This is a genomic window from Nocardia tengchongensis (assembly GCF_054781395.1).
In genome coordinates this window covers 252915-274334 of record NZ_BAAGUM010000019.1, presented here as the reverse complement: position 1 = coordinate 274334, position 21420 = coordinate 252915, and the positions used below count along the sequence as shown (strand labels likewise).

Genomic DNA, 21420 nt, shown 5'->3' with positions numbered 1-21420 from the left:
CGTGCGATGAGGACGACCGTGGACGAGGAGGCCGCCCCCGGGCGCGCGGCCCGCCGGCGCGATCGCCGCAAGGCGGAGATGATCGCGACCGCGCTGCAAATCCTGTCCGGCAGCGGCTATCAGGGCATGCGTTTCGAGGATGTCGCCGAGCGCACCGATATCGCCAAAGCCACGCTCTACCACTACTTTCCGAGCAAGGACGCGCTGGTCTCCGCGGCGCTGGAGAAGCTCACCGGCGATGTGCTCACCCGGCTGGGCGAGGCGCTCGACGCGGCCGCCGACCGCCCGCCCACCGAGCAGCTCCGCATCCTGATCGCCGAGCAGCTGCACATCCTGACCGTGCTCTACCCCGAAGTGGGCAAACTCTTCTCGTTCCCGGCGCCCTGGCCCGCCGAGCACAGCGAAGCGATCAAGACCATGCGTCGCCGCCACGACCGCCTCTTCCGCGAGGTCATCGACCGGGGCATCGCCTCGGAGGAGTTCGACTGCCGCGATCCCGCGGTGGCCCTGCACTGCCTGCACGGCATCCTGAATCACGCGTCGATCTGGCTACGCCCCGAGGCCGACCCCGACCATCGGACGCGTGACGTCGTCGTCGACGAATCCCTCAGGCTGTTCACTCGGGGCTGAGACGCTATGCCGTCGCGGCGGCGGGTTCGATCTTGTGGCGTCGCACCAGCAGGATGATCGCGAGTAGCGGGTAGACCAGGACCGGTAGCAGCGTGCCGGGGTAGAACGTCTGACCCGCGGTGATGGCGGTGCCGGTCAGCAGCGAGAAATCGAACAGGCCGTGCAGCACGGAGTTGAGGACGTTGCCGCGGCTGACGCGGCGGACGAGATAGAAGAAGTACCCGGCCAGGCTGACGATGATCGCCTGCGGCAGGGCCGAGATCCCGTGTCCGACAACGTTGGTCAGGTGCACCGCGCCGAAGATGATCGACGACCACAGTGCGACGCGGCCCTCGCTCAGCCCGTGCTCGCGCAGGACCGTCACGCCCAGCCCGCGGAACATGCCTTCCTCGCCCCAGCCGACGAACTGGGTCGCGATCAGCAGCACCACGACGTACAGGAATCCCTTGTCGGCCAGCTCCCCATAGTCGATGCCCACCGCGATGGCGGCTATGAAGACGATCGGCACCACCCACACCCAGCGCTGGGTCGGGCGATCGTCCCGCAGCACCGGGCGCAGCCGGCCGAGGTAGGCGGCGAGCCCGTAGACGAACACCAGCGCCAAGCCGAGCGGAATGATCATTCCGAAGAAGACGCCACGGGTGGTCTCGAAATCGCTCTCGTCGCTGAGGTTCTGTACCAGCAGGCCGATGCCCTGAATGATCGCCAGGTACACGATGACGGCAACAGCGAACAGCGGATAGGAGAACGGGCGGCGAGTCTGCGAGGGGCCGACTCGCGTGGCATCGGCGGTGCTCATCCGCAGAACGTACCGGTCGTTCCTTCCAAGTGGTGGTATTCCTGATCGCGGTGGATGTTGAGCCCGGCGGCCGATTGCAGTCCCACCCAGTCGGACGATTCCCCCGATGCCCTGCGCATCTGGCCGGGCGATTGCCAGGCTGAAGATTTGCCCCGTCAACGTGGAAGGAGCGGTGTGCTCGACCCTGCGCCGACCTCGAATGCGCCCCGATTGTCCGAACTGGGCGACGACGCGGCCGCCGTCCTGCGGATCATCGCCTACTTCGACGCCTTCGACGAGTCCGCCGCCAACGCCGACACCGTAATCCGCGCCGCCGCCCTCCTGGCCGAATGCCCGGCCGGCGCAACCTGGCCCGCCGGCCCCACGATCCGCTACGACGCCGCCGGCCGTCTGCTCCCTGCCGACCCGGCCGCACCCACCCCGGTCGGTCCCGACCCCACGGTCTGGCTCGAGCGCCCCACGGTGCCGGATCAGGCTGCGCACCAGACGTCGCCGGACTGGGCCGGACGCTGGGCAGCGGCGGACCAAGGCGAGCAGGCGGTTCCGGACCAGAGTGCGCGGCGCGGGACACCCGACCGCTCGGGTCGGCCGGGGCCGGACGGCGCACAGCCCAGGGGCGCGGCGTCGCATCCACTCGACGACGTCGTGCTGGATCGGTTGCGGCACTGCCTGCGGGTGGTGTCGGCGCGGCAGGTGGCAAATCCGCTGCGCATGGATGATCCCGCGCTGCTGGAAGTGGTGCTGTCGGAGAAGGAACGGCGTGAGGACCGGGTGCGGGCGATGCGGCTGCTCGGGCTGGATCCGGGGCGCGCCACGCGGGTGCTGGCGGTTGCCGGGCCCGGAGCGGCGGAGGCGGTTCGGATCATCGGCGAGCATGTGCCGATCCAGCGGCACGCCGTGATCGGGGCGACGACGGCCGTGCTGGTTCAGGATCTCGCGCCGCTCGACGGACGCGGATCGGTTGCGGCGCAAGGACATCGCTCGGCATCGGCGGTGGCGGCCAAGGCAGTCGCCGACAACGCGGCGTTGGCGGGCCGTACGCCTGGTGCGACCGGTATCGCTCGTCCGGCCGGCAGCGGTGGTGGGGCCGGCACGGTCGACGGAGTTGGCGCGGCCGGACCCGGGCGTCCCTCCATGGTGGATCGTGGTCTGTCGGACACCTTGAATGCCGCTGTGGTGCAGGCATTTCCGGCTTCGCAAGCCGGGGCTGTCGGTCCGTGGATCGGGGTGGGGGAGCGGTTGCCCGCGTATGCGGCGGCGACGTCGTGGGAGCAGGCGCGGCGGGCGTTGCGGTTCGCGTCGTCGACCTGGCACGGGCGGCGGGTGATCGCGTTCGAGCGGTTGGGGGCTTTGGAATTGTTGGCCGACCTTCCGGTGCAGCGGCTGCTGGGGACCGCCGATGTGATGCGCATCTCCGAGTTCGCGGCGACCGAGGCAGGCGCGCTCGCGGTCGACACGTTGGAGGCGTTCTGTGTTTTCGGTACGTTGCGGCGTACCGCGACCGAGCTGCATCTGCATCACAGCACGGTGGCCGCGCGAATCGCGCAGGTGGAGGCGGTTATGGGGTGGGATGTGGACGATGCGCTGGATCGGTTCACGGCCACGCTGGTGCTGTTCGTGCGGCGCATGGCGCTGTCGTCCGCGCAGTTGTCGGGTCCGCCGCCGGCCGACCCGACAAGCGTCGGGCAACCACGGTGATACCCGCGACGAACGGCGGGTGATCCAGGTCACCCCAATGGCCGACGATCGGTGGGCACGGCATCGCCGGTGCGGGAGAAGGAGATTCACACCATGGCCATCGTGGAACCGACCAAGACCTGGAAGCTGCTCGAGGAGCGGCTGGCCGTCACCACCAACGAGCGCCACCGCCAGGTGCTCGAGATCGTCATCGAGCACATGAAGGCCGAGGCCGTGCCGGATCTGGACGGTCTGATGAAGACGCTGGTCGCGGAGCCTGACTATCACTTCTGGCAGTTCGGTCAGGACGTCGGGCCGAAGGGCTGGGACGGGGTGCACGCCTATTACTCGGCGTTCGTGGCGAGCAAGTCGAACATCCTGGAGTTCGAGCTGGATCGCCTGCTGGTCGACGACGATTGCGTCGTCACCGAGGGCTACCTGCGTCAGATCTACCCCGGCGCGTACGCCGCCCAGATCGGCATTCCGGTCGACGACACCGAGGCCGACTACTTGATCTCGTTCCGTCAGCTGCTGCTGTGGCCGGTGGACGCCAGCGGCCTGATCGTCGGCGAGGACTCCTACCATTCGGGCCCGGTGGAGATCCGCAAGCTGTCCTTCGACGAACTGCCCAGCGAATACGTCGAACTCGTGTACCCGGGCATGTGACAGCGGCGAGACTCGGCATATGGAAGGCGAATCGGACATGACGGACCTATCGGTGGCGACCTCGGCTGCGAACGCGGCCCCGACACCGGCGCAGCCCCCGGCAACACGGCGCGCGGATATCGCGACCCTGCTGCTGGACCGCCTCGGCGACGAGCGGCTCGGGTTGCGTACCCGGGAGCAGGACTGGACCTGGGACGCGGTGGTGCGGGAGTCGGCGGCGCGCGCCGAGCTGGCTCGGGAGCTGCGGCGCGACGGGCCCTTCCACATCGGGGTGCTGCTGGAGAACGTGCCCGATTTCGTCTTCTGGCTGGGTGCGGCCGCGCTGGCCGGTGCGACCGTGGTCGGCATCAATCCGACCCGCGGAAACGCCCAGCTGGAGGCCGACATTCGCTATGTCGACTGCCAGCTGATCGTGACCGACGCGGCCGGGATGGCCCGGTTGCGCGCCCTGGATCTGGGCCTGGAATCGGACCGGTTCCTGCTGGTCGACGACCCGGCCTATGCCGAGCTTCTCGACGCGCACCGGGTGCAGCCGGTGGCGTACGCGGGTCCGGAGGCGTTGCTGCTGTTGCTGTTCACCTCCGGCACCACAGGCACCTCGAAGGCCGTGAAGTGCACCCAGCGCCGCCTGGCCGTGCTCGGTTACGCGGCCAGCGACAAGTTCGGGCACGTCCGCGAGGACGTCGACTACTGCTGTATGCCGTTGTTCCACGGCAACGCGATCATGGCGTTGTGGGCGCCGGCGCTGGTGAACGGCGCGACGGTGTGCCTGACCCCGAAGTTCTCGGCCACCGGATTCCTTTCGGACGTGCGGTATTTCGGCGCGACGTTCTTCACCTACGTGGGCAAGGCGCTGGGCTACCTGCTGGCCACCCCGGCAACCGCCGAGGACGCGGACACCACCCTGGTCCGGGGTTTCGGCACCGAGGCGTCGGTGGCCGATCAGGCCGAGTTCCGCCGCCGCTTCGCCGCCGAATTGTTCGAGGGCTACGGCTCCAGCGAGGGCCCGGCCTTGGCGGCGCTGGACCCGCAGGCTCCGGCCGCGGCGCTGGGCCGACCCGCGCATCCGGGCGTGGCCGTGGTGAATCCGGACACGCTCGAAGATTGTCCGCGAGCGGTATTGGATGAATACGGTCGCGTATTGAATCCGGACGAATCGGTCGGTGAGATGGTCGACAAGGCGGGCGCGATCGTATTCGAGGGCTATTACAAAAACGATGTCGCGGATGCCGAACGTTTGCGGAACGGCTGGTATTGGACAGGTGACCTGGGATATATCGACGAAGCCGGATTCCTGTATTTCGGCGGCCGTAAGGGCGACTGGCTGCGAGTCGACGGCGAGAACACCTCGACGCTGCTCATCGAACAGGTGGTCCGGCGGCATCCGGCGGTGATCGCGGCGGCGGTCTACGGCGTCCCGGATCCGCGGTCGGGGGACCGGGTGATGGCCGCGATCGAAGTGGCCGACCCGGATGCCTTCGACGTCACCGAGTTCGCCGAATTCCTCAGTGCCCAGGATGATCTCGGCAGCAAGGGTGCGCCCCGGCTGCTGCGGGTCTCGGGCAGTCTGCCGGTCACCGGATCGAACAAGGTGCTCAAACGTGAACTCCAGGAACAGCGCTGGCACACCGACGAGCTGCTCTATCGCTGGTTCGGTCGGGGCAAGCCCGAATATGAACCCCTGACCGATTCGGGCAAATTGGAACTCGAAGCCGAGTTCGTCTCATTCGGTCGAGCGAACCTGTTCTAACCCTGATTCGGTGACCTGCGCCGACTTTCGTTACGATGCCGTTATCGAAGGTTCTGCAGGGAGGGTTGCCTTGTCCAGTCATGACAATCACAGGTCCGAAGAGGGAACGAAGGGGCTCACCGACGGCGCGCCGTTGCATGTCGATCTCACCGATACCGATCGCCGCATTATCGACGCGCTGATGGCGCCGTCGCGGGCCTGGTTCAGCCCGCGCTTCTACGGGATGGAGAACTTCCCGCTCGAGGGTCCGGTGCTGCTCGTCGGCAATCACAGCCTGGCGGGCGGCACCGATGCCCCACTGCTCGCGCACGAGATCCTGGAGCGTCACGATCGGCTGGTGCGGGGGCTGGCCGAGAACGTCCTCATCGACGTGCCGGGTTTGCGAGATGTGTTGCACCGCTGGGGAATTGTGCGCGGCAACCGGCACAACTGCACCACGCTGCTGGAAAAGGGCGAGGCCGTGGCGGTGTTCCCGGGCGGCGGTCGCGAGGCCATGCGCGGCAAGGGGCAGAAGTACCAGCTGATGTGGGAGGGCCGCACCGGCTTCGCCAAGATGGCCATCGCGGCGGGCGCGCCGATCGTCCCGATCGCCATGGTCGGCGGCGACGACGTGTTCGACATCGTCTTCGACGGTGATCACCCGGCCATGCTGCCCATCCGTAAGGCGGTCGAGGGTCTGGGCCTGCGTTCGAGCCTGACCCCGCCGCTGATCCGCGGCCTGGGCCCGACCCTGGTGCCCAAGCCCGAGCGCTTCTACTTCTCGCTGGGCACGCCGATCGACACCAGTCCGTGGCGCGATGTCGAGGACACCGAGGTGGCCGCCGTCGAGTTGCAGGCCGTGGTGAAGAAGGCCCTCGAGGGCGAGCTCGACTTCCTGCTCGCCGAGCGTGATCGTGACCGCGGCCGCAGCCTGCTGGGCCGCACCCTGGGCCGCTTCGGCATGTAGCCCGCCACCGCTGACTTGTCGGTAGGTTTACCGAGGTTCAGCCCCTCCGTTCCGCGACGTCAATGAGGACTGTCGCAGTTCGGACCACTTTCTCGGCCCGTGAAGTTAACCTCCGTTCGACTTTCGAGTACGGTATTGAACACAGGCGATGGTGCCGATGTGGTCACTGTAGGAGGTTGGCGTGGAGCGCACCCTTTTCGAACCCGAACACGAGCTGTTCCGGGAGTCGTTCCGTAAGTTTCTCGATCAGCATGTGGCCGCGAACCACGAGCAGTGGGAGCACGACGGCATCGTCGATCGCTCGGTGTGGCTCGAGGCTGGCAAGCAGGGCTTCCTCGGCATGGCGGTGCCGGAGCAGTACGGCGGCGGGGGCGTGCTGGACTTCCGCTACAACGCCATCGTGACCGAGGAGGTCACCAAGGGCATGTATTCGGGACTGGGTTTCGGCCTGCACAACGACGTGATCGCGCCGTATCTGCTGGAGCTGGCCAACGAGGAGCAGAAGCAGCGCTGGCTGCCCGGCTTCTGTTCCGGCGAGATCATCACCGCGATCGCCATGACCGAGCCGGGCACGGGTTCGGACCTGCAGGGCATCAAGACCCGCGCGGTCAAGGACGGTGACGACTGGATCCTCAACGGCTCCAAGACCTTCATCACCAACGGCATCAATGCCGACATCGTGATCGTGGTCGCTCAGACCGATCCGGCCGCGGGCGCGATGGGCTTCTCGCTGCTGGTGGTCGAGCGCGGCATGGCCGGTTTCGAGCGCGGCCGCAATCTGGACAAGATCGGCCTCAAGGCGCAGGACACCGCCGAGCTGTCCTTCACCGACGTGCGTGTCCCGGGCAAGAACCTGCTGGGCACCGAGGGTCAGGGCTTCATCCACCTGATGCAGAACCTGCCGCAGGAGCGGCTGTCCATCGCCGTGATGGCCGCCGCCGCCATGGAGGGCTGCCTGGAGCTCACCTGCCAGTACGTGCGGGACCGCAAGGCGTTCGGCAAACCGATCGGCGCGCAGCAGAACACCCGTTTCGTGCTGGCCGAGCTGGCCACCAAGACCACCGCGGTGCGGGTCTTCGTGGACCGCTGCATCGAGCTGCTCAACGAGTCGAAGCTGACCGTCGAGGAGGCCGCCATGGCGAAGTGGTGGTCCACCGAGGAGCAGATCGACCTGATCACCAAGTGCCTGCAGCTGCACGGCGGCTACGGCTACATGCGCGAGTACCCGATCGCCAAGGCCTACATGGACGCTCGCGTCCAGACCATCTACGGCGGCACCACCGAGATCATGAAGGAGATCATCGGGCGCAGCCTGAAGCTGGCCTGACCCGGTGACGGCCGCCGCGGACCGCGACCGGAATACGTTCCGCGTCAGCGGTTTCCGCGGTGGCCGGGTCGGATACCGGCCCGAATGACCCCTCGGCCGACACGCGATGGTTTGCTCTAATGTTGCGTTATCGCCGATGGGCTCTGTCAAAATAGTCCGGAACTCGTCTTATGGCTGGACTTTCGCCTTGTCAGCGCCTACGCCACCATGGGTAGCCGCTGATGTTCCGGGGCGTCGGCAGAGCATCCTGGAGGAGTCGGGCATATGCAGGGATCGCGGAGCAACTCGCAGGGCGAGGGCGAGGTGACCCTGCCGGTGCTCCTGGCCGCCGCGGTGGCCGCGCAGCCGGACGGCGATGCGGTCGTCGACGGAGACCGCCGGATCACCTATCGCGATCTGGATCTCCGCTCGAATCAGCTGGCGCACTTACTCATCGAACTCGGGGTCGTGCCCGATGCGGTGCTCGCGATCGGCATGCCGCGCTCGCTGGAACGGGTGCTGGCGGCGTGGGCGATCACCAAGGCCGGAGCCGGTTGCCTGTCGGTGGATCCGACCCATCCTTACGAGCGCAATCGGTTCGTGTGCGCGGATTCCGGTGTGCGCCTGGGTATCACACTGGAACGATACGTAGACGAGCTGCCCTTCGAGGACATGTACTGGGTGGCGCTCGACGACCGGGCCGTCACGGGGCGGATCCGGCAATATTCGGAGGCCGGCGTCGGCGATACCGATCGGCACGTGCCGCTGCGCCCGCACCATACCGCGTGCCTCGTCTACTCCGGCGGCTCGGCCGGTCGGCCGGAAGGCGTTGCCGTCACTCACGCCGGGCTGGCCGCCGTCGCCGATCAGCGCCGTCACAACGCCGTCAGCCCCGGCGCGCACGTCCAGGGTGTCGAGCCGCGCACGTCGGTCGCGGCCATGCTCGAGCTTCTGCTTGCCGCCCCAGCCGCCAACCCGGTCATGGCCCCGCACGACGTCTCGGCCGCACCCTGATCGCCGCTGCACCCGACTTCGGTTGCACCGAGCATCCATTTGCTCGGTCTGGGCGCTCGGATCTGTCATGATCCACTCGGGACCGGCGGCCTGGCCGATTCCGGAGGAAAGGCGTGTCTCGTGAGTTCTGAGCTGATGACAAGGACGGTCGAAGACGGCGTAGCCACCCTCACCCTGAACCGGCCCGAGAAGCTGAACGCCCTGACCGCGGCCTCTTTCGAGGAACTGCGCGCCCACCTGGACGCCCTGGCCACCGCCGACGTGCGCTGCATCATCCTGACCGGCGCGGGCCGTTCCTTCTGCGCCGGCCACGACCTGGAGTCGCTGGCAGCCGGGGACGCCATGGAATCGCGCCACGCCGAGGCCCAGACCATCACCATGCTCGAGGAGTTCCCGGCGCCGGTGATCGGCAAGATCCGCGGCCACTGCTTCACCGGCGGCCTCGAACTCGCCCTGGCCTGCGACATCCTGGTGGCGGGCGACACCGCGCAATTCGGTGACACCCACAGCCAGTGGGGTCTGGCCCCGGTCTGGGGCATGTCCGTGCGGCTCCCCGAACGCGTCGGGATGGCCCGCGCCAAGGAACTCAGCTACACCGCCCGCCGCATCAGCGGCGTCGAGGCCGCCGACATCCGCCTGGTGAACCACTGCGTCTCCGACGTCGGCCTGGACGAATTCGTCGCCCGCCTCGCCGCGCAGATCGCCGCCAACTCCGCGGGTGCGAACCGAATCTACAAGTCGCTCTACGCCAGCACCCGCGAACTCGACCGCGCCCAGGCCCTGCGCGCCGAAACCGATCTGCCCTACGGCCTGCCCGACGACGCCCTGGAACGCCTGACCCGCCGCTGACCGCTCAGACCTCCAGGGTCTCCTCGATGTCGCGCAGCCGGTGTCGGGCCAGAGCCAGGTTGCCTCGGGCGCGGTCGATGGCCACGTAGAGGAACAGGCCGCGGGAACGCCGCCCGCGCAACGGGCGCACCAGGTGATACTGCGCGCCGAGGGTGATCAGCAGGTCCTCGATCTCCTCGTTGAGGCCGAGTTGTTCGATGGTCCGCAGTTTGGCGCGCACCACCTCGGTATTGCCGGCGGCGGCGACCTCCAGATCCAGGGATTTCGAGCCGCCGAGCATGCCCAGGGGCATCCCGCTGCCGTAGTCGACGACGGCGGCGCCCAGGGCGCCGTCCAGCATCATCATGTCCTTCAGGGCAACTTCCAAGTCCGCCATGGGTTTTCCTCTCCTAGCCGTGACGGGTTTGTCGCGTGCGGTGACGCTACGCCCGAACGGGCCCGGCGGTACGTGGTTTGCTGAAGAATTCCGCAAGGTACGCAATTAACAACTTACGCAATCAGATACAACGGTGGGCCGTGAAAAAACTGCGGGCGCAGCCGTTTCCGGCTGCGCCCGCAGGCTTCACATCACCGGCTCAGCCGCACAGGCTGCCCGCGGTGGTGGCCGCCTCCAGAATCAGCGCGGCCTCCGCGTCCTCGGCCGCTCCACCCGGCAGCTGCACCGACAGCTGCTCGCGCGACACCCCGGCCGCCAGCGCCGAGCAGTAGGCCTTGCCCACGTCCACGGCGGCCAGCTTCTGGTCGATATCGACCAGGACGTCCCCGTGCGCCTCCAGGTAACTCACGAACACCTGCTCAGGCGCCGTGAGCGCCCGCTCCGCCGCGGCCACTCCCGTGGACGCCCCCACCATGGCGACGGCGGCGGCCACCATTGCGAAACCCGAAGCGAGACGGCTCTTCTTACCCACGAACTCTCCTTCAACATCGAATGAACCCGGCGAGCGTACCGCGCGCCCCGGGGGCGGCGGGGCTGTCGAAGGAGGGGAGCCCGGCTACTTCAGGGCCGCGTGCAACAGCGTCACCCCGGCGGTGAGGGCCGCGCCCGCCGCCGACCAGCTGGTGCCCGCGGGCTGGGTGGACAGCACCACGACCGCGTACCGGTAGGGCTGATCGGCGGCGGGGCCGACCAGGCCGGTGGTGTCCAGGGTGGTCGAGGAGTCCAGGTCCATCCAGCCCTGTTTGACGGCCCAATTCGCGCCCGACAGCGCATCGGGGATGCCGAAGAACTGATCGGTGCCGTCGGCGGCGGTCTGCGCGGTGTTGTGCAGCGCGCCCAGGATCAGGTCGCGGGTCGCGGCGGGGGCCTGGGTGGTGATGTAGTGGAAGATCGAGACGACATCGCGTGGGGTGGTGAGGGTTTCGCCCCACTGCGCGGTGTCCTCGGGAGCGGTGGTGGCGTTCAGTCCGATGACCGCGACCATGCGGTCGATGATGGCGTTGTTGCCGCCGACGTCCCAGAGCTGATCGGCGATGTCGTCGTCGCTGGCCGAGAGCATCTGCGTGACCTTGGCGACGGTGTCCGGATCCGATTGCGCGCCGGGTTTTCCCAGCGTGTCGAGCGCGATGAGCAGTTTCACCACCGAGGCCGTGTAGAACTGCTGGTCGGCATTGAGGCTCGCGACGGCCGTGCCGGTGGTGGTGTCCACCACGTCGATTCCGACCGTGGTGCCCGGTGAGGCCGCCTGGATCGCGGTCTGCATCTGCTGCGCGATCGCCGTCGCGGAGATCGGATGCGCGGCAACGGCGGTCGTGGCGGCGGCGGCCTGCGGCACCTGACCCGGCCCGGCTTGGTCGTGCGAGGTGGCGAATGCGGCGGGCGCGCCCAGGGCGGACAGGGAGATCACGGCGGCGGTGGTGCCGGCCGCGGCCCAGTGCCATCGTGCGCGCGGTGCGCGGTCCTGAATCGAGCTCATGCTCCATTACATCGACACGAAGCTCGAGACATTTCCAGCGGAAGGCTGTCAATTTCCTGTTAACTGCGCGTCGATCTGATCTCGGTTCGGCGACGGCGCTGATCAGCTATTTTGCGGCGAACTAAGATCATTCCGGGGGTGGGAACCATCCCACTGGAGACGACAATGAGTGCATACCGTGAGATCTTCCGAAATGTCCTCATCAATAGCCTCGCCTCGATGGGATTCGGGGCGTTGGTTATGATTGTCCCGGTGTCCGCGCACGCCGACGCGGACTACGGAAACGGCTGTGTTCTGTACTCCGACAACACATCAGCAACTGTGGACTCATTGCGGTTCAGATGTGACCTCGGACAGCTGGACGCCGTCTATCGAGGCGCCCCCCTGGGCGACGTTCCGGTCGGCACGAAGGACGGCTGGGTCGCCGAGCCCCGCGGCATGCAGCCCTGGGCGCCCCTGGTCTGGATCGGCAAGAACTTCTACGGCGGTCCGGCCGGCGGATATCTGCTGAACCGCATGACCGGCGCGGGCCTGGAAGCCTGGCAGGCCAACGTCTACCCGGGTCCGTCGGTCGTCGACGGCGGGCCCACTTGGATCCTCGACTACGCCCCCTCCCCGACCCCGAATCTGTACGACGAGATCCGCGAAGTCACCCCCGGCGTATGGCTCGGGTATTCCTGGCTGCGCCAGGGCGGTGACTACGGGCAGCCGGTGAGTTTCATCCTGGCCTGACCCGGCGCGGCTTCGGATCAGAGCGCACGTAACCGTCGTGCCCGGTGGTCTCGAATTGATAGACGTGGACTCCATTGTCCACGAAAGGAATTCGATGACCACCGTGCCGCACATCCATGCTCCCGCCCCGCCGGGGCGCACCATCGGGGCCGTCTGCGCGGTCGGCATCCTGGTGGTCGGCCAGCTGTATGTGGTGCTGCCGGTGCTGAACCGGATCGCGGGGGACTGGGATACCTCCAAGTCCGCGGCCACCTGGACGACGACCGCGTTCGGGCTGGCCTACGGTGCGGGCTTCCTGGTGACCGGACCCCTCTCCGACCGGTGGGGCCGGCGGCCGGTCATCGTCGGCGGACTGGCGGCGAGCGTGATCAGCAGCCTGCTGGTGGCGGCCGCGCCGGGGCTGGTGACCGGGCTGTCGGCGCGAATCCTGCAGGGGCTCACCGCATCCTTCTTCGCACCGGCCGCGTTCGCGTACTTCTCGGAGCGGATCGCGCCCGAGCGCAGGATCTTCGCCCTCACCTGCTTGACGAGCTCGTTCCTCGGGGCGGGAGTGGTGGCACAGGTGCTGGCCCAGCTCATCGGGAACGCGCTGGGGTGGCGGGCGATCTTCGTCGCGGGCGCCGTGGCTTTCGCAGTGTCGGCGGTGACGCTGCGGTTGGTGCTGCAACCGCCCCGAGACGAGGCCGGGCTCGCGCCGGATTCCACGGAACCGACGGCCACGGCGCGGTCGGTGACACCGGGTGCGGTGTTCGGGCCCTTCCTGAGCCTGCTCCGGCAATCCCGCCTGGCCCTGCTGTATCTGAGCTGCCTGGCGATCCTGGGCTCCTTCGTCGGCGTCTACACCGGCATTCAGCTCGTTCCGCCCGACGGTGTCGGCTCCGGCAATGCCGCCCTGCTCGCGTTGCGGGCCAGTGCGATTCCCGCCATGGTGGCGATCCCGCTGCTGGCCGGACGGCTGGGGGTGATCGCCGCGCCCACCCGGCTCGTCGTCGCCCTCGGGGCGGCGGCCCTGGCCGTGGCCGTGACCGCGGTGCCGCTGGGCGGTGTGTGGGTGGCGGCGTGGTTGTTCGTGTTCGTCGCCGCCATCGCCGTGGCCGCCCCGGCGGCGGTCCAGACGATCACCGCCCGAGCCGGGGAGGCGCGCGGCGCCGCCACCGCGCTGTACACCTTCGCCCTGTTCTTGGGTGCGAGCGCGGGGCCGCAGCTGGCCGATCTGGTTGCGCGGCACGGCTATCCGGCGGTCGCGCTGGCCGTCGCCGCGCTCGCGGCCGCGGGTGCGGCGCTGGCGGCCGTCTCCGAACGCAACTGATCCAGGTTTCAATCGCCGTGGTCGAAATGATTCTCGAAAATAGCTGGGCCACTTAGCGTTTCGGTCACGGTCATCAGTTCCAGCGCGAAGCCCCGGCTCGCTGGGCGGCAACCCTCCACGACGGTGGGGTGCTCCGGGTGACGACCGGATGGCGGCGAGCGTCGCCATAAGCGTCTTGTTCTCGGAGGGAAAATGTCTGTAGCTCAACTCGATTCGGCGTCCGCGACCGCGGCGGTGGCGGACGTCGGCGAGGTGCTGCTGGTGGCCGACCGGTTCCGCGGGATCGCCGCGGATGATCGGGCCTTCACCGTGTCCGGGCTGGTGGCCGCGTTGCGCGGCGGCCGCTGGCGGGACGCGGAGGGGCCCTTGCGGGTTCGGCTCGGGCAGGGGGTGACCCGCCACGATCTCGACTACGTCGAGCATGTGGCGATCGTGCACGCCCCGGCCGGGCTGCGGATCGACGGCGCGGTCGCCGAACCGGCCCCGCGCCATCAGGTCCACAAGTATCAGCATTCGAATGTCCTGCTGGCCGGACTGGTCCGGGAATCGGAGACCGCGTTCCGGGCCGATCTGCGCATCCACGGTGACAACGAACTGTTGCTCGACCATCAGACCGGCGAGCACGTGCAGGGCATCGTGATCGTGGAGGCGGTGCGGCAGCTGTTCCTCGGCGCGTTCGAGCTGGAGTACGGCCGCCGCTGGCCCGAACAGCACTTCTACATCGTCTGGAACAGTATCGAATTGGAGTTCAAGTCCTTCCTGTTCCCGCTGCCCGCCACCCTGAACGCGACACTGACGCCGATCGCCATCGACGACCCGGCCAAACTGGAATTCACCATCGAGGTGGAGGTGCGCCAGCTCGGCCGCGCCGTCGCCACCACGCGCATCGGCTACGCCGCCCTGCCCAACGAGCGCATCACGCAGATCGAACGGCACAAGGCGGCCAAGGCGATCGCCGCCTACCTGGACGCGGCCGCATGAGCGCGGTGACGGGCGCGGCGTTCTTCGACGTCGACGAAACCCTGATCACCGTCAAGAGCATGTTCGCGTTCCTGCGCTTCTGGCTGGCCGAGAACGGCGACGACGGCAGCGAATACGCGCGGCTCACCGCGGAAATTCAGCAGCGGGCCGCGGCGGGCGCGCCGCGGGAGGAGGTCAACCGGCACTACTACCGGGCCTACCGCGGGGTCGCGACCGAAGCGCTGAGCGCGGCCGGGCAGCGCTGGTTCTCGGAATTCTCGGCGGGTGACGCTGTCTACTACGCCGACGCGGTGGAAAGGCTGCGCGCGCATCGTGATTCCGGGCACGCGACGGTGCTGCTGTCGGGTTCGTTCCGGGCGGCCGTCGCGCCGGTCGCCGCGGCCGTCGGGGCCGATCACGTCATCACCACCACGCCGGTCGTCGACGAGGACGGCGTGCTCACCGGCGAGGTGTGGCGGCCGATGATCGGTGCGGCCAAGGCGGCGGCGGTCACCGACTTCCTGCGCGAGCACGGCATCGATCAGGAGCACAGCTACGGCTACGGCGACCACGCCAGCGACCTGCCGTTCCTGAAAGCCGTCGCACACCCGGGATATCGCGGTGACGACGCCGTGCTCGCCGCGCACGGCACCGGCTGGATCCATCTCACCGATCGGGTCGGCGCGTCCGTCGGCGACCCGGGCCGTCTGCTCTCCGACGAGGAAGTGCTCTCCGTATGGTGACCAAGAGGTACGAACTCACCCCGACCACGCAGGGGCCGCTGTATCCGCCGAGCGAAGTGCTCGACGGCAAGGGCGATTTCATCGTCGTGGGATATCTGACCGAACCCGGGCCGGGCCACACCGTCACCCGGCGGTGGGGGCGGGCGATCGTCGCCGACGACACGCCGGTACCCGCCTTCGGCGGTCTGGCCCCCTACACGATCGTGCGCGAACTGCCCGAGGAGCTGACGGACGAGGATGCCGCGATTGTGTTGCACACGCTGCCGCTTCCGCTGCCCGCCAACAACTATCCGGTGGTGTTCGCGCCCGATCAGCGACCCGACGCGGCCGCGGTGACGCGGCCCAGCTACCCGTTCCACGAGACGCCGATCCCGGATTTCCGTCCCGAGGACGGGCGCAAGCTGTCCGGCCCGGTGACGCTGGGGGAGTGGCTGCGGGCGCGCGGCACCCTCGAGGTGACCGTCGATGAGGACGCGCGGCAGGGCGAGTTCCGGTTCGAGTTCGGCGGGCTCGTGCCGGATTCGCTCTACACGGTGATGTCCTTGCGGGCCAAGGACTTGGATCCGGCCGCGCCCACCCGGCCGGGGCCGCTGGGCGTGCCCAATGTGTTCGTCACCGACGAACGGGGGGCGGCGACCTATCGGGCCGTGCTGCCCAATCCGTTCCCGGATCCGGCGCTGCCGGACGCGAACCGCATCATCAGCGTGGTCGTGCTCTGGCAGAGCTATCAGCAGAACTACGGCGGCGCGATAGGACATTTCGGGCTGGGCGGTGATATCCACGCCCAGCTCAAACTGCCGGACCCCTCGTTCCAGGAGTTCGTGACCCGCGACTGAGAGCCTCGATCACCGCGCGGCGCGATAGATCTTCCGCGCGGTGATCACCAGGGGAATCTGCAGCGGGAGCCGGAGCAGGGCACCGGCTTTGAGCGGCAGGGCGCGGTCGCTGGTGAGCCAGTCGGAGGCCATGTAGAGGTTGCCGGGGAAGACCGCGATGAAGATCAGGGCGGCGAGCCGCGCGCCCAGGCCACGGGTGCGCGGGATGGCCAGCAGGGCTCCGGCGGTGAGTTCGGCCGCGCCCGAAACCTGGGTGTAGGTGCGGGGTTTGCCGGGGAGCTGGGGCGGGATCAGGGTATCGAAGGGTTTGGGCATCGCGAAATGCAGGACGCCCATGCCCAGCAGCAGGCCGGCCAGCGCGAGGGCGCGGCCGCGAATTCCATTGGTGCCGACCGGTTGGATTGTCGCAGGAGAGTGCGACAGATCTGCTGTCATTCGTGCAGCATAACCGGTCGGTATGTATCGTTCGGCGGGCGACGGCGATACGCGTTTCCACTCGGTGTGTCGCCGTGTGCGAGTGGCCGATCCCCAAGGGATGGCGCACAATTAGGCTGCTGTCCGGCACGAGCAGGGGAAGTTATGAAGGCGCACAAAGGGCTTGCGATAGCCCTGCTTGTTCTCGGCATGTCGGTCGGCTGTTCCACCGAAAGCGCCAAACATCCGGCCAACGCACCCGCCCAGGCGGTTCCGCAGCCCGCGCCCAAGGCGACCGGCGTCACCATCCCCGTCGGGCCCGGCCCGCAGGGCACCTACACCGTGCAGGCGCAGCCCGCGCCCGGCAGCTGCCACTACCGCAAGACCGCCGACGGCCAGCCGCTGCCCGACCCCGCCTGCACGCCGGGCGCGGTGAATCCCACAGTGACACCGGCGAATCTGGCCGACACCATCTGCAAGTCCGGCTACACCGCCTCGATTCGGCCCAACAGCAACATCACCGGCCGCGAGAAGACCGACAACATCAAGTCCTACGGCTACACCGGTGACCCGCGCGACGGCGAATACGACCACCTCATCTCGCTGGAACTCGGCGGCGACCCCAACGACGCGCGCAACCTGTGGGTCGAGCCGCCCTCCCCGGGTCACCAGGCCGGGGCCGGACCGAACAACCCCAAGGACGGCGTCGAGTCCAAGCTGCACACGCTGATCTGCGGCGGCAAGGTCGCGCTCACCGACGCCCAGGTCGCCATCGCGACCGACTGGACGACCGCGCTCGCGACGGTGGGCTTTCCTGACGGCAAGTGAGAACCGGGGGCGCGTCGAGTCCGGCGTGCCGCCCCGAAACGGCTTGGCGTTGGTCCCGCGAGCCTACGATCGAAGCATGTCAGCGCCGCAAGACCGCTCGACGATGATCGAGGGCCGGGTCGTGCACAAGGTGAACAACGCCCTGGAGATCACCTTCAGCGTCGGGCCCGAGGATGCGCTGGCCACCGGCGTGCAGGGCGCGGGCAACGGGTTCGGGGCCAAGGCCGCCATCCTGTTCGGCTTCAAGAACGGCGGCACCGGCAAGCACCGGATCACCTACGCCGACGGCACGGTGGTGTGGGTGGAATCCAAGGACGCCGCACCCACCGTGCTCACCCGCGGCGACGGGACCGCGGTCGGCACCATCCAGCGCGCGGACACCTCCACCGCGGTCGGCTCCACGGCCGGAACGCTTTTCCACTTCGTGCCCGACCCGGACGAGCCCCGCACCCCGGAACTGTTCCGGCTGGTGGTGCTCGACCGGATGGGCGCCGAAGTCGGCCGGCTCGACGTGGTGCGCACCGCGGGCGGGTGGACCCTGCGCAGGATGGCCGAGGACCTCTACGACGAGTCGTTCTGGTGGGATCGCGCCGGACAGCCACTGCCCGTGCCGATCCTGGGCACGCGGCTGTGGCTGAAGCATCCGCTCGACCCCGTGGAGCGCGATGTGCTGCTGGGGGTGTGCGTCGACATCGCGCTGGGGTTGCGGCCCTACGTCACGGCCATGAAATAGCGCCTCAGTCCGACACCTTGATGATCAGCTTGCCGACATTCTTGCCGGTCAGCAGGCCCTGGAAGGCTTCCACGGCCTGATCGAGCCCGTCGACGACATCCTCGAGGTAGGTGAGCTCGCCGTCCGCGATCCACTGCGCCGCCGCCGGCCGGAACTCACCGATCTGGTCCCAGAACTCCGACACGATGAACCCGCGCACGGTCAGGCTCTTGCGCAGGATGTTCGAGGTGAGCAGCGGCAGCCGGTCCGGTCCGGGCGGCAGGTCGGTGTCGTTGTAGTTGGCGACCAAGCCGCACAGCGGGACTCGGGCATAGGTGTTGAGTCGCGGCAGCACCGCGTCGAACACCGCGCCGCCCACATTCTCGAAGTAGACGTCGATCCCGTCCGGGGTGGCGGCGGCCAGCTGCTCGGCGAAATCGGGTGCGCGATGGTCGATCGCGGCATCGAAGCCGAACTTCTCGCGCAGCAGCGCCACCTTCTCCGGCCCGCCCGCGATGCCGACGGCCCGCGCGCCCTGGATCTTCGCGATCTGGCCGACGGTCGCGCCGACCGGACCCGTCGCGGCCGCGACCACCACGGTCTCACCCGGCTTCGGGCGGCCGATGGTCAGCAGACCCGTGTAGGCCGTCAAGCCCGGCATTCCCAGCACGCCCAGCGCGGTGGTGAGCGGCGCGGCGCTCGGATCCAGCTTCTGCAACGCCTGCACGTTCTCGACCGAATGCGTCTGCCAGCCCGCCCAGCCGAGCACGATATCGCCGGGACGCAGTGCGGGATCGGCGGATTCGAGCACCCGCGACACCGCCCCGCCGCACATGGTGTCGCCGACCTCCACCGGCGGCGCGTACGAGGGCGCGTCGCTCATCCGCCCCCGCATGTACGGGTCCAGGGACAGATACAGCGTCTGCAACAGCGCCTCACCCGGCCCCGGCGGCGCCAACTCCACCGTCTCGGTCCGGAAATTCTCCTGCTCCGGCATCCCGACCGGGCGGGAGGCGAGCACTATGCGAGTGGACTTCATCGTCGCAACGACCTTTCGGTAGGCATCGCGTTCATTGTGGCGATTTCCTGTGGGTTCGCGTCGGATTCCGCGCGCCCGTCCTCATCACCGGGATTCCCCAGCATGATGGTGGCATGGCTGAACAGATGAACGCATGCGCGCACTGCTGATCCTGCTCGTCGTCGTGGCGATCGCCCTGATCGCCGGCGACCGTGTCGCAGTGGGGATGGCGCAGAACGAGATCGCCCGGCAGATCGCCGCCGACTACAAACTTCCGCACCAACCCGCGGTCACCATCGACGGCATCCCCTTTCTCACCCAGGCCGTCGACGGCACCTACCAGAACATCGACATCCGCATCGGCGACTGGACCGACGCCGACATCTCCGTCGACGACCTCGACGTGAAACTGACCGGAGTCTCCGCGCCCCTGGATGATGTGCTGAACAAGCGCACCGAAAAGCTCACCGCCGAGACTGCGACCGCCACGGCCCGCGTCCCTTACGGCACCGTTCAGCGCTACGCGCCGGCCGGCGTCGAATCGATCTCGGACAGTCCCGAGGGTCTGCGCGTCGCGGGAACCTTCCCCGTGGCCGGTATCCCGGTCCCCGCAACGGTCTTCGTCACCGTCGCGCCCACCGACGACGGCATCGTCGTCACACCCGTGTCCGTGCAGGCCGCGGCCGGTGGCCCCACGGTCTCTCTGGCGGCGGTGAGCGAATCGCTCACCTTCACCATCCCTTTGGAGAAACTGCCGCTGGGTGCGCGCGTGACCTCCATCCAGCCCGCCGCGAACGGCCTGCACGTCACCGCGGAAGCCCACGCCGTCCGATTCTCCGACCTGGCCTGAGCGCGCTCAGCGTCCGAACCGCGCGTTCACCCAGGCGAGCGCATCGGGGTAGGAAGCCGCGATCAGCGACCGGTGATCGACGTCCGGGTAGGTCTTGTACGTGACAGGCTGGCCCGCCAATTGCAGCTGGGACACCATCGTGTCAGTCGCGGTGGGGAGAACGGTGGTGTCGGCCGAATCCTCATGAAGCAGTTTCTTTTGCGCTGGTCAGCAGATATCGAACGATCACTACATTAGTAGGGAGTGATCATCGGTGCGATAGATTCGGCGGACCTAGGTCTGGGGAGATCTGCTGATGACCGGGGATGAAGCCGGTTTGGGCACGCCGGTGGAGGACGTCACGAGTTTGCTGGCCGCGCAGGCGCTCGATGTTCCGGTGAAGCTGGTCGCGTGCGTCGGCTTCGGTATCGACGCGCACCACGGCGTCTGTCACGCCCACTTCCTCGAGAATGTCGCCGCGCTCGCCAAACTCGGTGCCTACCACGGGGTTTTCGCATTGACCCCCGGGATCCGGGCCGTCGACGAATGGCTCGACGCCGTCGCTCACGTGCAACGCCACACGCCCGGGCGGGAGAGCATCGTCTGTGCGTCGATCACCGATGCGGCGCGCGGGGAGTTCGGCGACCACCGTTCGGTGCCTCGGACGCGCGACGGGGAAGATGAGCTCTTCATCAATCCGCTGATGTCGATGGTGTGGGGATTCGACCTCGATGCCGTCGCGGGACAGGTGTTGTACCGCAAGGAGATCGAGGAGGCGGCGACGCCGTACGAGGTGGCGGCGGCCATCGAGGCGTTTCGGGATCGGATCGCGCTGCGGCCGTGGCGGGCGATTCCCGGCTGAGGGCCGGGGGTTACGGCTGGAGTTGGTCGGGGCGGGTTTTGCGGGCGCGGCGGGTGCGTAGCCAGCGGCGGGTGCGGAAGGTCAACCAGCCCAGCAGGATCAGGAGGAGCAGGATGGCGATGAAGGCGACCACGGGGAGGGCCAGGGCCAGGACGGTCAGGGCCAGGGAGGTGCCGTCCTCGGCGGTGGAGACGACCGGATTGCCTACGCCCGCAGTGGTTCCCGTGACGAAGGGGCGGGCGACGGTGCGGCCGGCGTGCACGCTGCCGGCGGTGACCGCGCCGAGGATGGCGGCGACCGCGGGGGACAGGTGGGAGGACAGGCTGCTCTCGGCGGTGAACAGGATCGCGCCGGACACGGGAGCCACCAGGGCGCCGATGCCGTGCAGAACCGAATCGACGGCGGGGATCTTGTCCCCGACCAGGTCGACCAGGAAGATCAGCCCGATCACGATCAAGGCCGGCGTCGAGGACAGCCACCCGTAGGAGCTGCCCAGATCGATCCAGCCGGCCCGGTCGGCGATACCCACCACCAACAGCGGCAACCAGGCATTGAGCCCCGCCGCGCCCGACAAGCCGAACGCCCCGAGGACCGCCCCGACGGCCGATGTGATCTCCATGCCCCCAG

At 68.3% G+C, this 21420-nt stretch carries 25 protein-coding genes and 1 riboswitch; of the genes, 17 read left to right on the top strand and 8 right to left on the bottom strand.

Annotation, left to right across the window (positions count from 1 at the left end; all coding sequences use genetic code 11):
* Positions 1 to 6: 6 nt before the first annotated feature.
* A complete protein-coding gene (locus ACYVKL_RS36905; protein WP_379173145.1) occupies positions 7 to 630 on the top strand; it encodes a TetR/AcrR family transcriptional regulator in 624 nt (207 codons plus the stop codon).
* A 4-nt stretch (positions 631 to 634) separates the two neighbouring features.
* On the opposite strand, the gene ACYVKL_RS36900 is transcribed toward ACYVKL_RS36905, so the two are convergent.
* Positions 635 to 1429: a CPBP family intramembrane glutamic endopeptidase gene (locus ACYVKL_RS36900; protein WP_379173143.1), complete on the bottom strand. Its 795-nt coding sequence runs from the start codon at positions 1427 to 1429 to the stop codon at positions 635 to 637.
* Between the two features lie 174 nt (positions 1430 to 1603).
* Here ACYVKL_RS36900 and ACYVKL_RS36895 point away from each other — a divergent pair, with 174 nt between their 5' ends.
* The 7 genes from ACYVKL_RS36895 (at position 1604) to ACYVKL_RS36865 (ending at position 9637) form a co-directional block, all read left to right on the top strand.
* On the top strand, positions 1604 to 3127 hold the full coding sequence (locus ACYVKL_RS36895; protein ID WP_379173141.1) for a helix-turn-helix domain-containing protein: 1524 nt from the start codon (positions 1604 to 1606) through the stop codon (positions 3125 to 3127).
* Between the two features lie 93 nt (positions 3128 to 3220).
* Positions 3221 to 3772 carry a nuclear transport factor 2 family protein gene (locus ACYVKL_RS36890; RefSeq protein WP_379173139.1) on the top strand — a complete coding sequence of 184 codons (552 nt, stop codon included), beginning with the start codon at positions 3221 to 3223 and terminating at the stop codon, positions 3770 to 3772.
* Between the two features lie 37 nt (positions 3773 to 3809).
* Entirely contained in the window at positions 3810 to 5522 is a 1713-nt protein-coding gene (gene casI, locus ACYVKL_RS36885; RefSeq protein WP_379173137.1) for a steroid-22-oyl-CoA synthetase, read from the top strand.
* A 70-nt stretch (positions 5523 to 5592) separates the two neighbouring features.
* Positions 5593 to 6468 (top strand): lysophospholipid acyltransferase family protein, encoded by an 876-nt coding sequence (locus ACYVKL_RS36880; RefSeq protein ID WP_379173135.1) that lies wholly within the window; start codon positions 5593 to 5595, stop codon positions 6466 to 6468.
* A 181-nt stretch (positions 6469 to 6649) separates the two neighbouring features.
* Positions 6650 to 7795 carry an acyl-CoA dehydrogenase family protein gene (locus tag ACYVKL_RS36875; protein WP_213556698.1) on the top strand — a complete coding sequence of 382 codons (1146 nt, stop codon included), beginning with the start codon at positions 6650 to 6652 and terminating at the stop codon, positions 7793 to 7795.
* A gap of 264 nt (positions 7796 to 8059) precedes the next feature.
* Positions 8060 to 8788, top strand: coding sequence for an AMP-binding protein (locus ACYVKL_RS36870; protein ID WP_379173132.1), 729 nt, complete (start codon positions 8060 to 8062; stop codon positions 8786 to 8788).
* A 120-nt stretch (positions 8789 to 8908) separates the two neighbouring features.
* Positions 8909 to 9637, top strand: coding sequence for an enoyl-CoA hydratase/isomerase family protein (locus ACYVKL_RS36865; protein ID WP_379173130.1), 729 nt, complete (start codon positions 8909 to 8911; stop codon positions 9635 to 9637).
* A 4-nt stretch (positions 9638 to 9641) separates the two neighbouring features.
* Here ACYVKL_RS36865 and ACYVKL_RS36860 read toward each other — a convergent pair whose 3' ends face one another.
* From ACYVKL_RS36860 to ACYVKL_RS36850, 3 genes are all read right to left on the bottom strand, one after another.
* A complete protein-coding gene (locus ACYVKL_RS36860; RefSeq protein WP_213556692.1) occupies positions 9642 to 10013 on the bottom strand; it encodes a hypothetical protein in 372 nt (123 codons plus the stop codon).
* Positions 10014 to 10212: 199 nt separating this feature from the next.
* A complete protein-coding gene (locus tag ACYVKL_RS36855) occupies positions 10213 to 10545 on the bottom strand; it encodes a DUF732 domain-containing protein (protein WP_213556691.1) in 333 nt (110 codons plus the stop codon).
* Between the two features lie 84 nt (positions 10546 to 10629).
* Positions 10630 to 11550 (bottom strand): serine hydrolase, encoded by a 921-nt coding sequence (locus tag ACYVKL_RS36850; RefSeq protein ID WP_379173126.1) that lies wholly within the window; start codon positions 11548 to 11550, stop codon positions 10630 to 10632.
* 252 nt (positions 11551 to 11802) lie between these two features.
* Between ACYVKL_RS36850 and ACYVKL_RS36845 the strand changes: the two genes are divergently transcribed.
* The 5 genes from ACYVKL_RS36845 to ACYVKL_RS36825 all read left to right on the top strand — a co-directional run bounded on the left by ACYVKL_RS36845 (position 11803) and on the right by ACYVKL_RS36825 (position 16130).
* Entirely contained in the window at positions 11803 to 12282 is a 480-nt protein-coding gene (locus ACYVKL_RS36845; protein WP_379173124.1) for a hypothetical protein, read from the top strand.
* A gap of 94 nt (positions 12283 to 12376) precedes the next feature.
* Positions 12377 to 13591: an MFS transporter gene (locus ACYVKL_RS36840; RefSeq protein ID WP_379173122.1), complete on the top strand. Its 1215-nt coding sequence runs from the start codon at positions 12377 to 12379 to the stop codon at positions 13589 to 13591.
* A gap of 68 nt (positions 13592 to 13659) precedes the next feature.
* A riboswitch (SAM riboswitch) is annotated at positions 13660 to 13770 on the top strand.
* A 13-nt stretch (positions 13771 to 13783) separates the two neighbouring features.
* On the top strand, positions 13784 to 14572 hold the full coding sequence (locus tag ACYVKL_RS36835) for an AfsA-related hotdog domain-containing protein (RefSeq protein WP_379173120.1): 789 nt from the start codon (positions 13784 to 13786) through the stop codon (positions 14570 to 14572).
* Positions 14569 to 15294 (top strand): HAD family hydrolase, encoded by a 726-nt coding sequence (locus tag ACYVKL_RS36830; protein WP_379173118.1) that lies wholly within the window; start codon positions 14569 to 14571, stop codon positions 15292 to 15294. Before ACYVKL_RS36835 ends, ACYVKL_RS36830 begins: the two co-directional genes overlap by 4 nt.
* Entirely contained in the window at positions 15288 to 16130 is an 843-nt protein-coding gene (locus ACYVKL_RS36825; RefSeq protein ID WP_379173115.1) for a hypothetical protein, read from the top strand. The genes ACYVKL_RS36830 and ACYVKL_RS36825 overlap by 7 nt, the downstream gene beginning before the upstream one ends.
* A 9-nt stretch (positions 16131 to 16139) precedes the next feature.
* On the opposite strand, the gene ACYVKL_RS36820 is transcribed toward ACYVKL_RS36825, so the two are convergent.
* Positions 16140 to 16466: a DoxX family protein gene (locus ACYVKL_RS36820; RefSeq protein ID WP_246598736.1), complete on the bottom strand. Its 327-nt coding sequence runs from the start codon at positions 16464 to 16466 to the stop codon at positions 16140 to 16142.
* Positions 16467 to 16709: 243 nt separating this feature from the next.
* Here ACYVKL_RS36820 and ACYVKL_RS36815 point away from each other — a divergent pair, with 243 nt between their 5' ends.
* Positions 16710 to 17372, top strand: coding sequence for a hypothetical protein (locus ACYVKL_RS36815; RefSeq protein WP_379173112.1), 663 nt, complete (start codon positions 16710 to 16712; stop codon positions 17370 to 17372).
* A gap of 76 nt (positions 17373 to 17448) precedes the next feature.
* On the top strand, positions 17449 to 18105 hold the full coding sequence (locus ACYVKL_RS36810) for a hypothetical protein (RefSeq protein ID WP_379173109.1): 657 nt from the start codon (positions 17449 to 17451) through the stop codon (positions 18103 to 18105).
* A 4-nt stretch (positions 18106 to 18109) separates the two neighbouring features.
* Here the strand turns inward: ACYVKL_RS36810 and ACYVKL_RS36805 are convergent, their stop codons facing one another.
* Complete coding sequence (locus ACYVKL_RS36805) at positions 18110 to 19123, bottom strand: NADP-dependent oxidoreductase (RefSeq protein ID WP_379173107.1); 1014 nt, start codon at positions 19121 to 19123, stop codon at positions 18110 to 18112.
* Between the two features lie 133 nt (positions 19124 to 19256).
* Between ACYVKL_RS36805 and ACYVKL_RS36800 the strand changes: the two genes are divergently transcribed.
* Positions 19257 to 19952 carry an LmeA family phospholipid-binding protein gene (locus ACYVKL_RS36800; protein ID WP_379173105.1) on the top strand — a complete coding sequence of 232 codons (696 nt, stop codon included), beginning with the start codon at positions 19257 to 19259 and terminating at the stop codon, positions 19950 to 19952.
* A 6-nt stretch (positions 19953 to 19958) separates the two neighbouring features.
* Here ACYVKL_RS36800 and ACYVKL_RS36795 read toward each other — a convergent pair whose 3' ends face one another.
* Positions 19959 to 20090 carry a hypothetical protein gene (locus ACYVKL_RS36795; protein WP_379173103.1) on the bottom strand — a complete coding sequence of 44 codons (132 nt, stop codon included), beginning with the start codon at positions 20088 to 20090 and terminating at the stop codon, positions 19959 to 19961.
* A 157-nt stretch (positions 20091 to 20247) separates the two neighbouring features.
* Here ACYVKL_RS36795 and ACYVKL_RS36790 point away from each other — a divergent pair, with 157 nt between their 5' ends.
* Positions 20248 to 20793, top strand: a complete 546-nt coding sequence (locus ACYVKL_RS36790) for a DUF1152 domain-containing protein (RefSeq protein WP_379173101.1) — start codon at positions 20248 to 20250, stop codon at positions 20791 to 20793.
* A 10-nt stretch (positions 20794 to 20803) separates the two neighbouring features.
* Here ACYVKL_RS36790 and ACYVKL_RS36785 read toward each other — a convergent pair whose 3' ends face one another.
* The gene (locus tag ACYVKL_RS36785; RefSeq protein ID WP_379173099.1) at positions 20804 to 21412 is read right to left on the bottom strand and encodes a DUF4126 domain-containing protein; all 609 of its coding nucleotides are present in this window, start codon (positions 21410 to 21412) and stop codon (positions 20804 to 20806) included.
* Between the last annotated feature and the right edge of the window lie 8 nt (positions 21413 to 21420).

Excerpts from the sequence above, each read along its gene's own strand:
- ACYVKL_RS36785 (WP_379173099.1), bottom strand. The coding sequence starts at position 21,412 with ATGGAGATCACATCGGCCGTCGGGGCGGTCCTCGGGGCGTTCGGCTTG.
- ACYVKL_RS36890 (WP_379173139.1), top strand. The coding sequence starts at position 3,221 with ATGGCCATCGTGGAACCGACCAAGACCTGGAAGCTGCTCGAGGAGCGG.
- ACYVKL_RS36800 (WP_379173105.1), top strand. The coding sequence starts at position 19,257 with ATGCGCGCACTGCTGATCCTGCTCGTCGTCGTGGCGATCGCCCTGATC.
- ACYVKL_RS36795 (WP_379173103.1), bottom strand. The coding sequence starts at position 20,090 with ATGGTGTCCCAGCTGCAATTGGCGGGCCAGCCTGTCACGTACAAGACC.
- ACYVKL_RS36815 (WP_379173112.1), top strand. The coding sequence starts at position 16,710 with ATGAAGGCGCACAAAGGGCTTGCGATAGCCCTGCTTGTTCTCGGCATG.
- ACYVKL_RS36810 (WP_379173109.1), top strand. The coding sequence starts at position 17,449 with ATGTCAGCGCCGCAAGACCGCTCGACGATGATCGAGGGCCGGGTCGTG.
- ACYVKL_RS36860 (WP_213556692.1), bottom strand. The coding sequence starts at position 10,013 with ATGGCGGACTTGGAAGTTGCCCTGAAGGACATGATGATGCTGGACGGC.
- ACYVKL_RS36900 (WP_379173143.1), bottom strand. The coding sequence starts at position 1,429 with ATGAGCACCGCCGATGCCACGCGAGTCGGCCCCTCGCAGACTCGCCGC.
- ACYVKL_RS36850 (WP_379173126.1), bottom strand. The coding sequence starts at position 11,550 with ATGAGCTCGATTCAGGACCGCGCACCGCGCGCACGATGGCACTGGGCC.
- ACYVKL_RS36835 (WP_379173120.1), top strand. The coding sequence starts at position 13,784 with ATGTCTGTAGCTCAACTCGATTCGGCGTCCGCGACCGCGGCGGTGGCG.
- ACYVKL_RS36825 (WP_379173115.1), top strand. The coding sequence starts at position 15,288 with ATGGTGACCAAGAGGTACGAACTCACCCCGACCACGCAGGGGCCGCTG.
- ACYVKL_RS36905 (WP_379173145.1), top strand. The coding sequence starts at position 7 with ATGAGGACGACCGTGGACGAGGAGGCCGCCCCCGGGCGCGCGGCCCGC.
- ACYVKL_RS36830 (WP_379173118.1), top strand. The coding sequence starts at position 14,569 with ATGAGCGCGGTGACGGGCGCGGCGTTCTTCGACGTCGACGAAACCCTG.
- ACYVKL_RS36840 (WP_379173122.1), top strand. The coding sequence starts at position 12,377 with ATGACCACCGTGCCGCACATCCATGCTCCCGCCCCGCCGGGGCGCACC.
- casI (WP_379173137.1), top strand. The coding sequence starts at position 3,810 with ATGACGGACCTATCGGTGGCGACCTCGGCTGCGAACGCGGCCCCGACA.
- ACYVKL_RS36870 (WP_379173132.1), top strand. The coding sequence starts at position 8,060 with ATGCAGGGATCGCGGAGCAACTCGCAGGGCGAGGGCGAGGTGACCCTG.
- ACYVKL_RS36805 (WP_379173107.1), bottom strand. The coding sequence starts at position 19,123 with ATGAAGTCCACTCGCATAGTGCTCGCCTCCCGCCCGGTCGGGATGCCG.
- ACYVKL_RS36820 (WP_246598736.1), bottom strand. The coding sequence starts at position 16,466 with ATGGGCGTCCTGCATTTCGCGATGCCCAAACCCTTCGATACCCTGATC.
- ACYVKL_RS36790 (WP_379173101.1), top strand. The coding sequence starts at position 20,248 with ATGACCGGGGATGAAGCCGGTTTGGGCACGCCGGTGGAGGACGTCACG.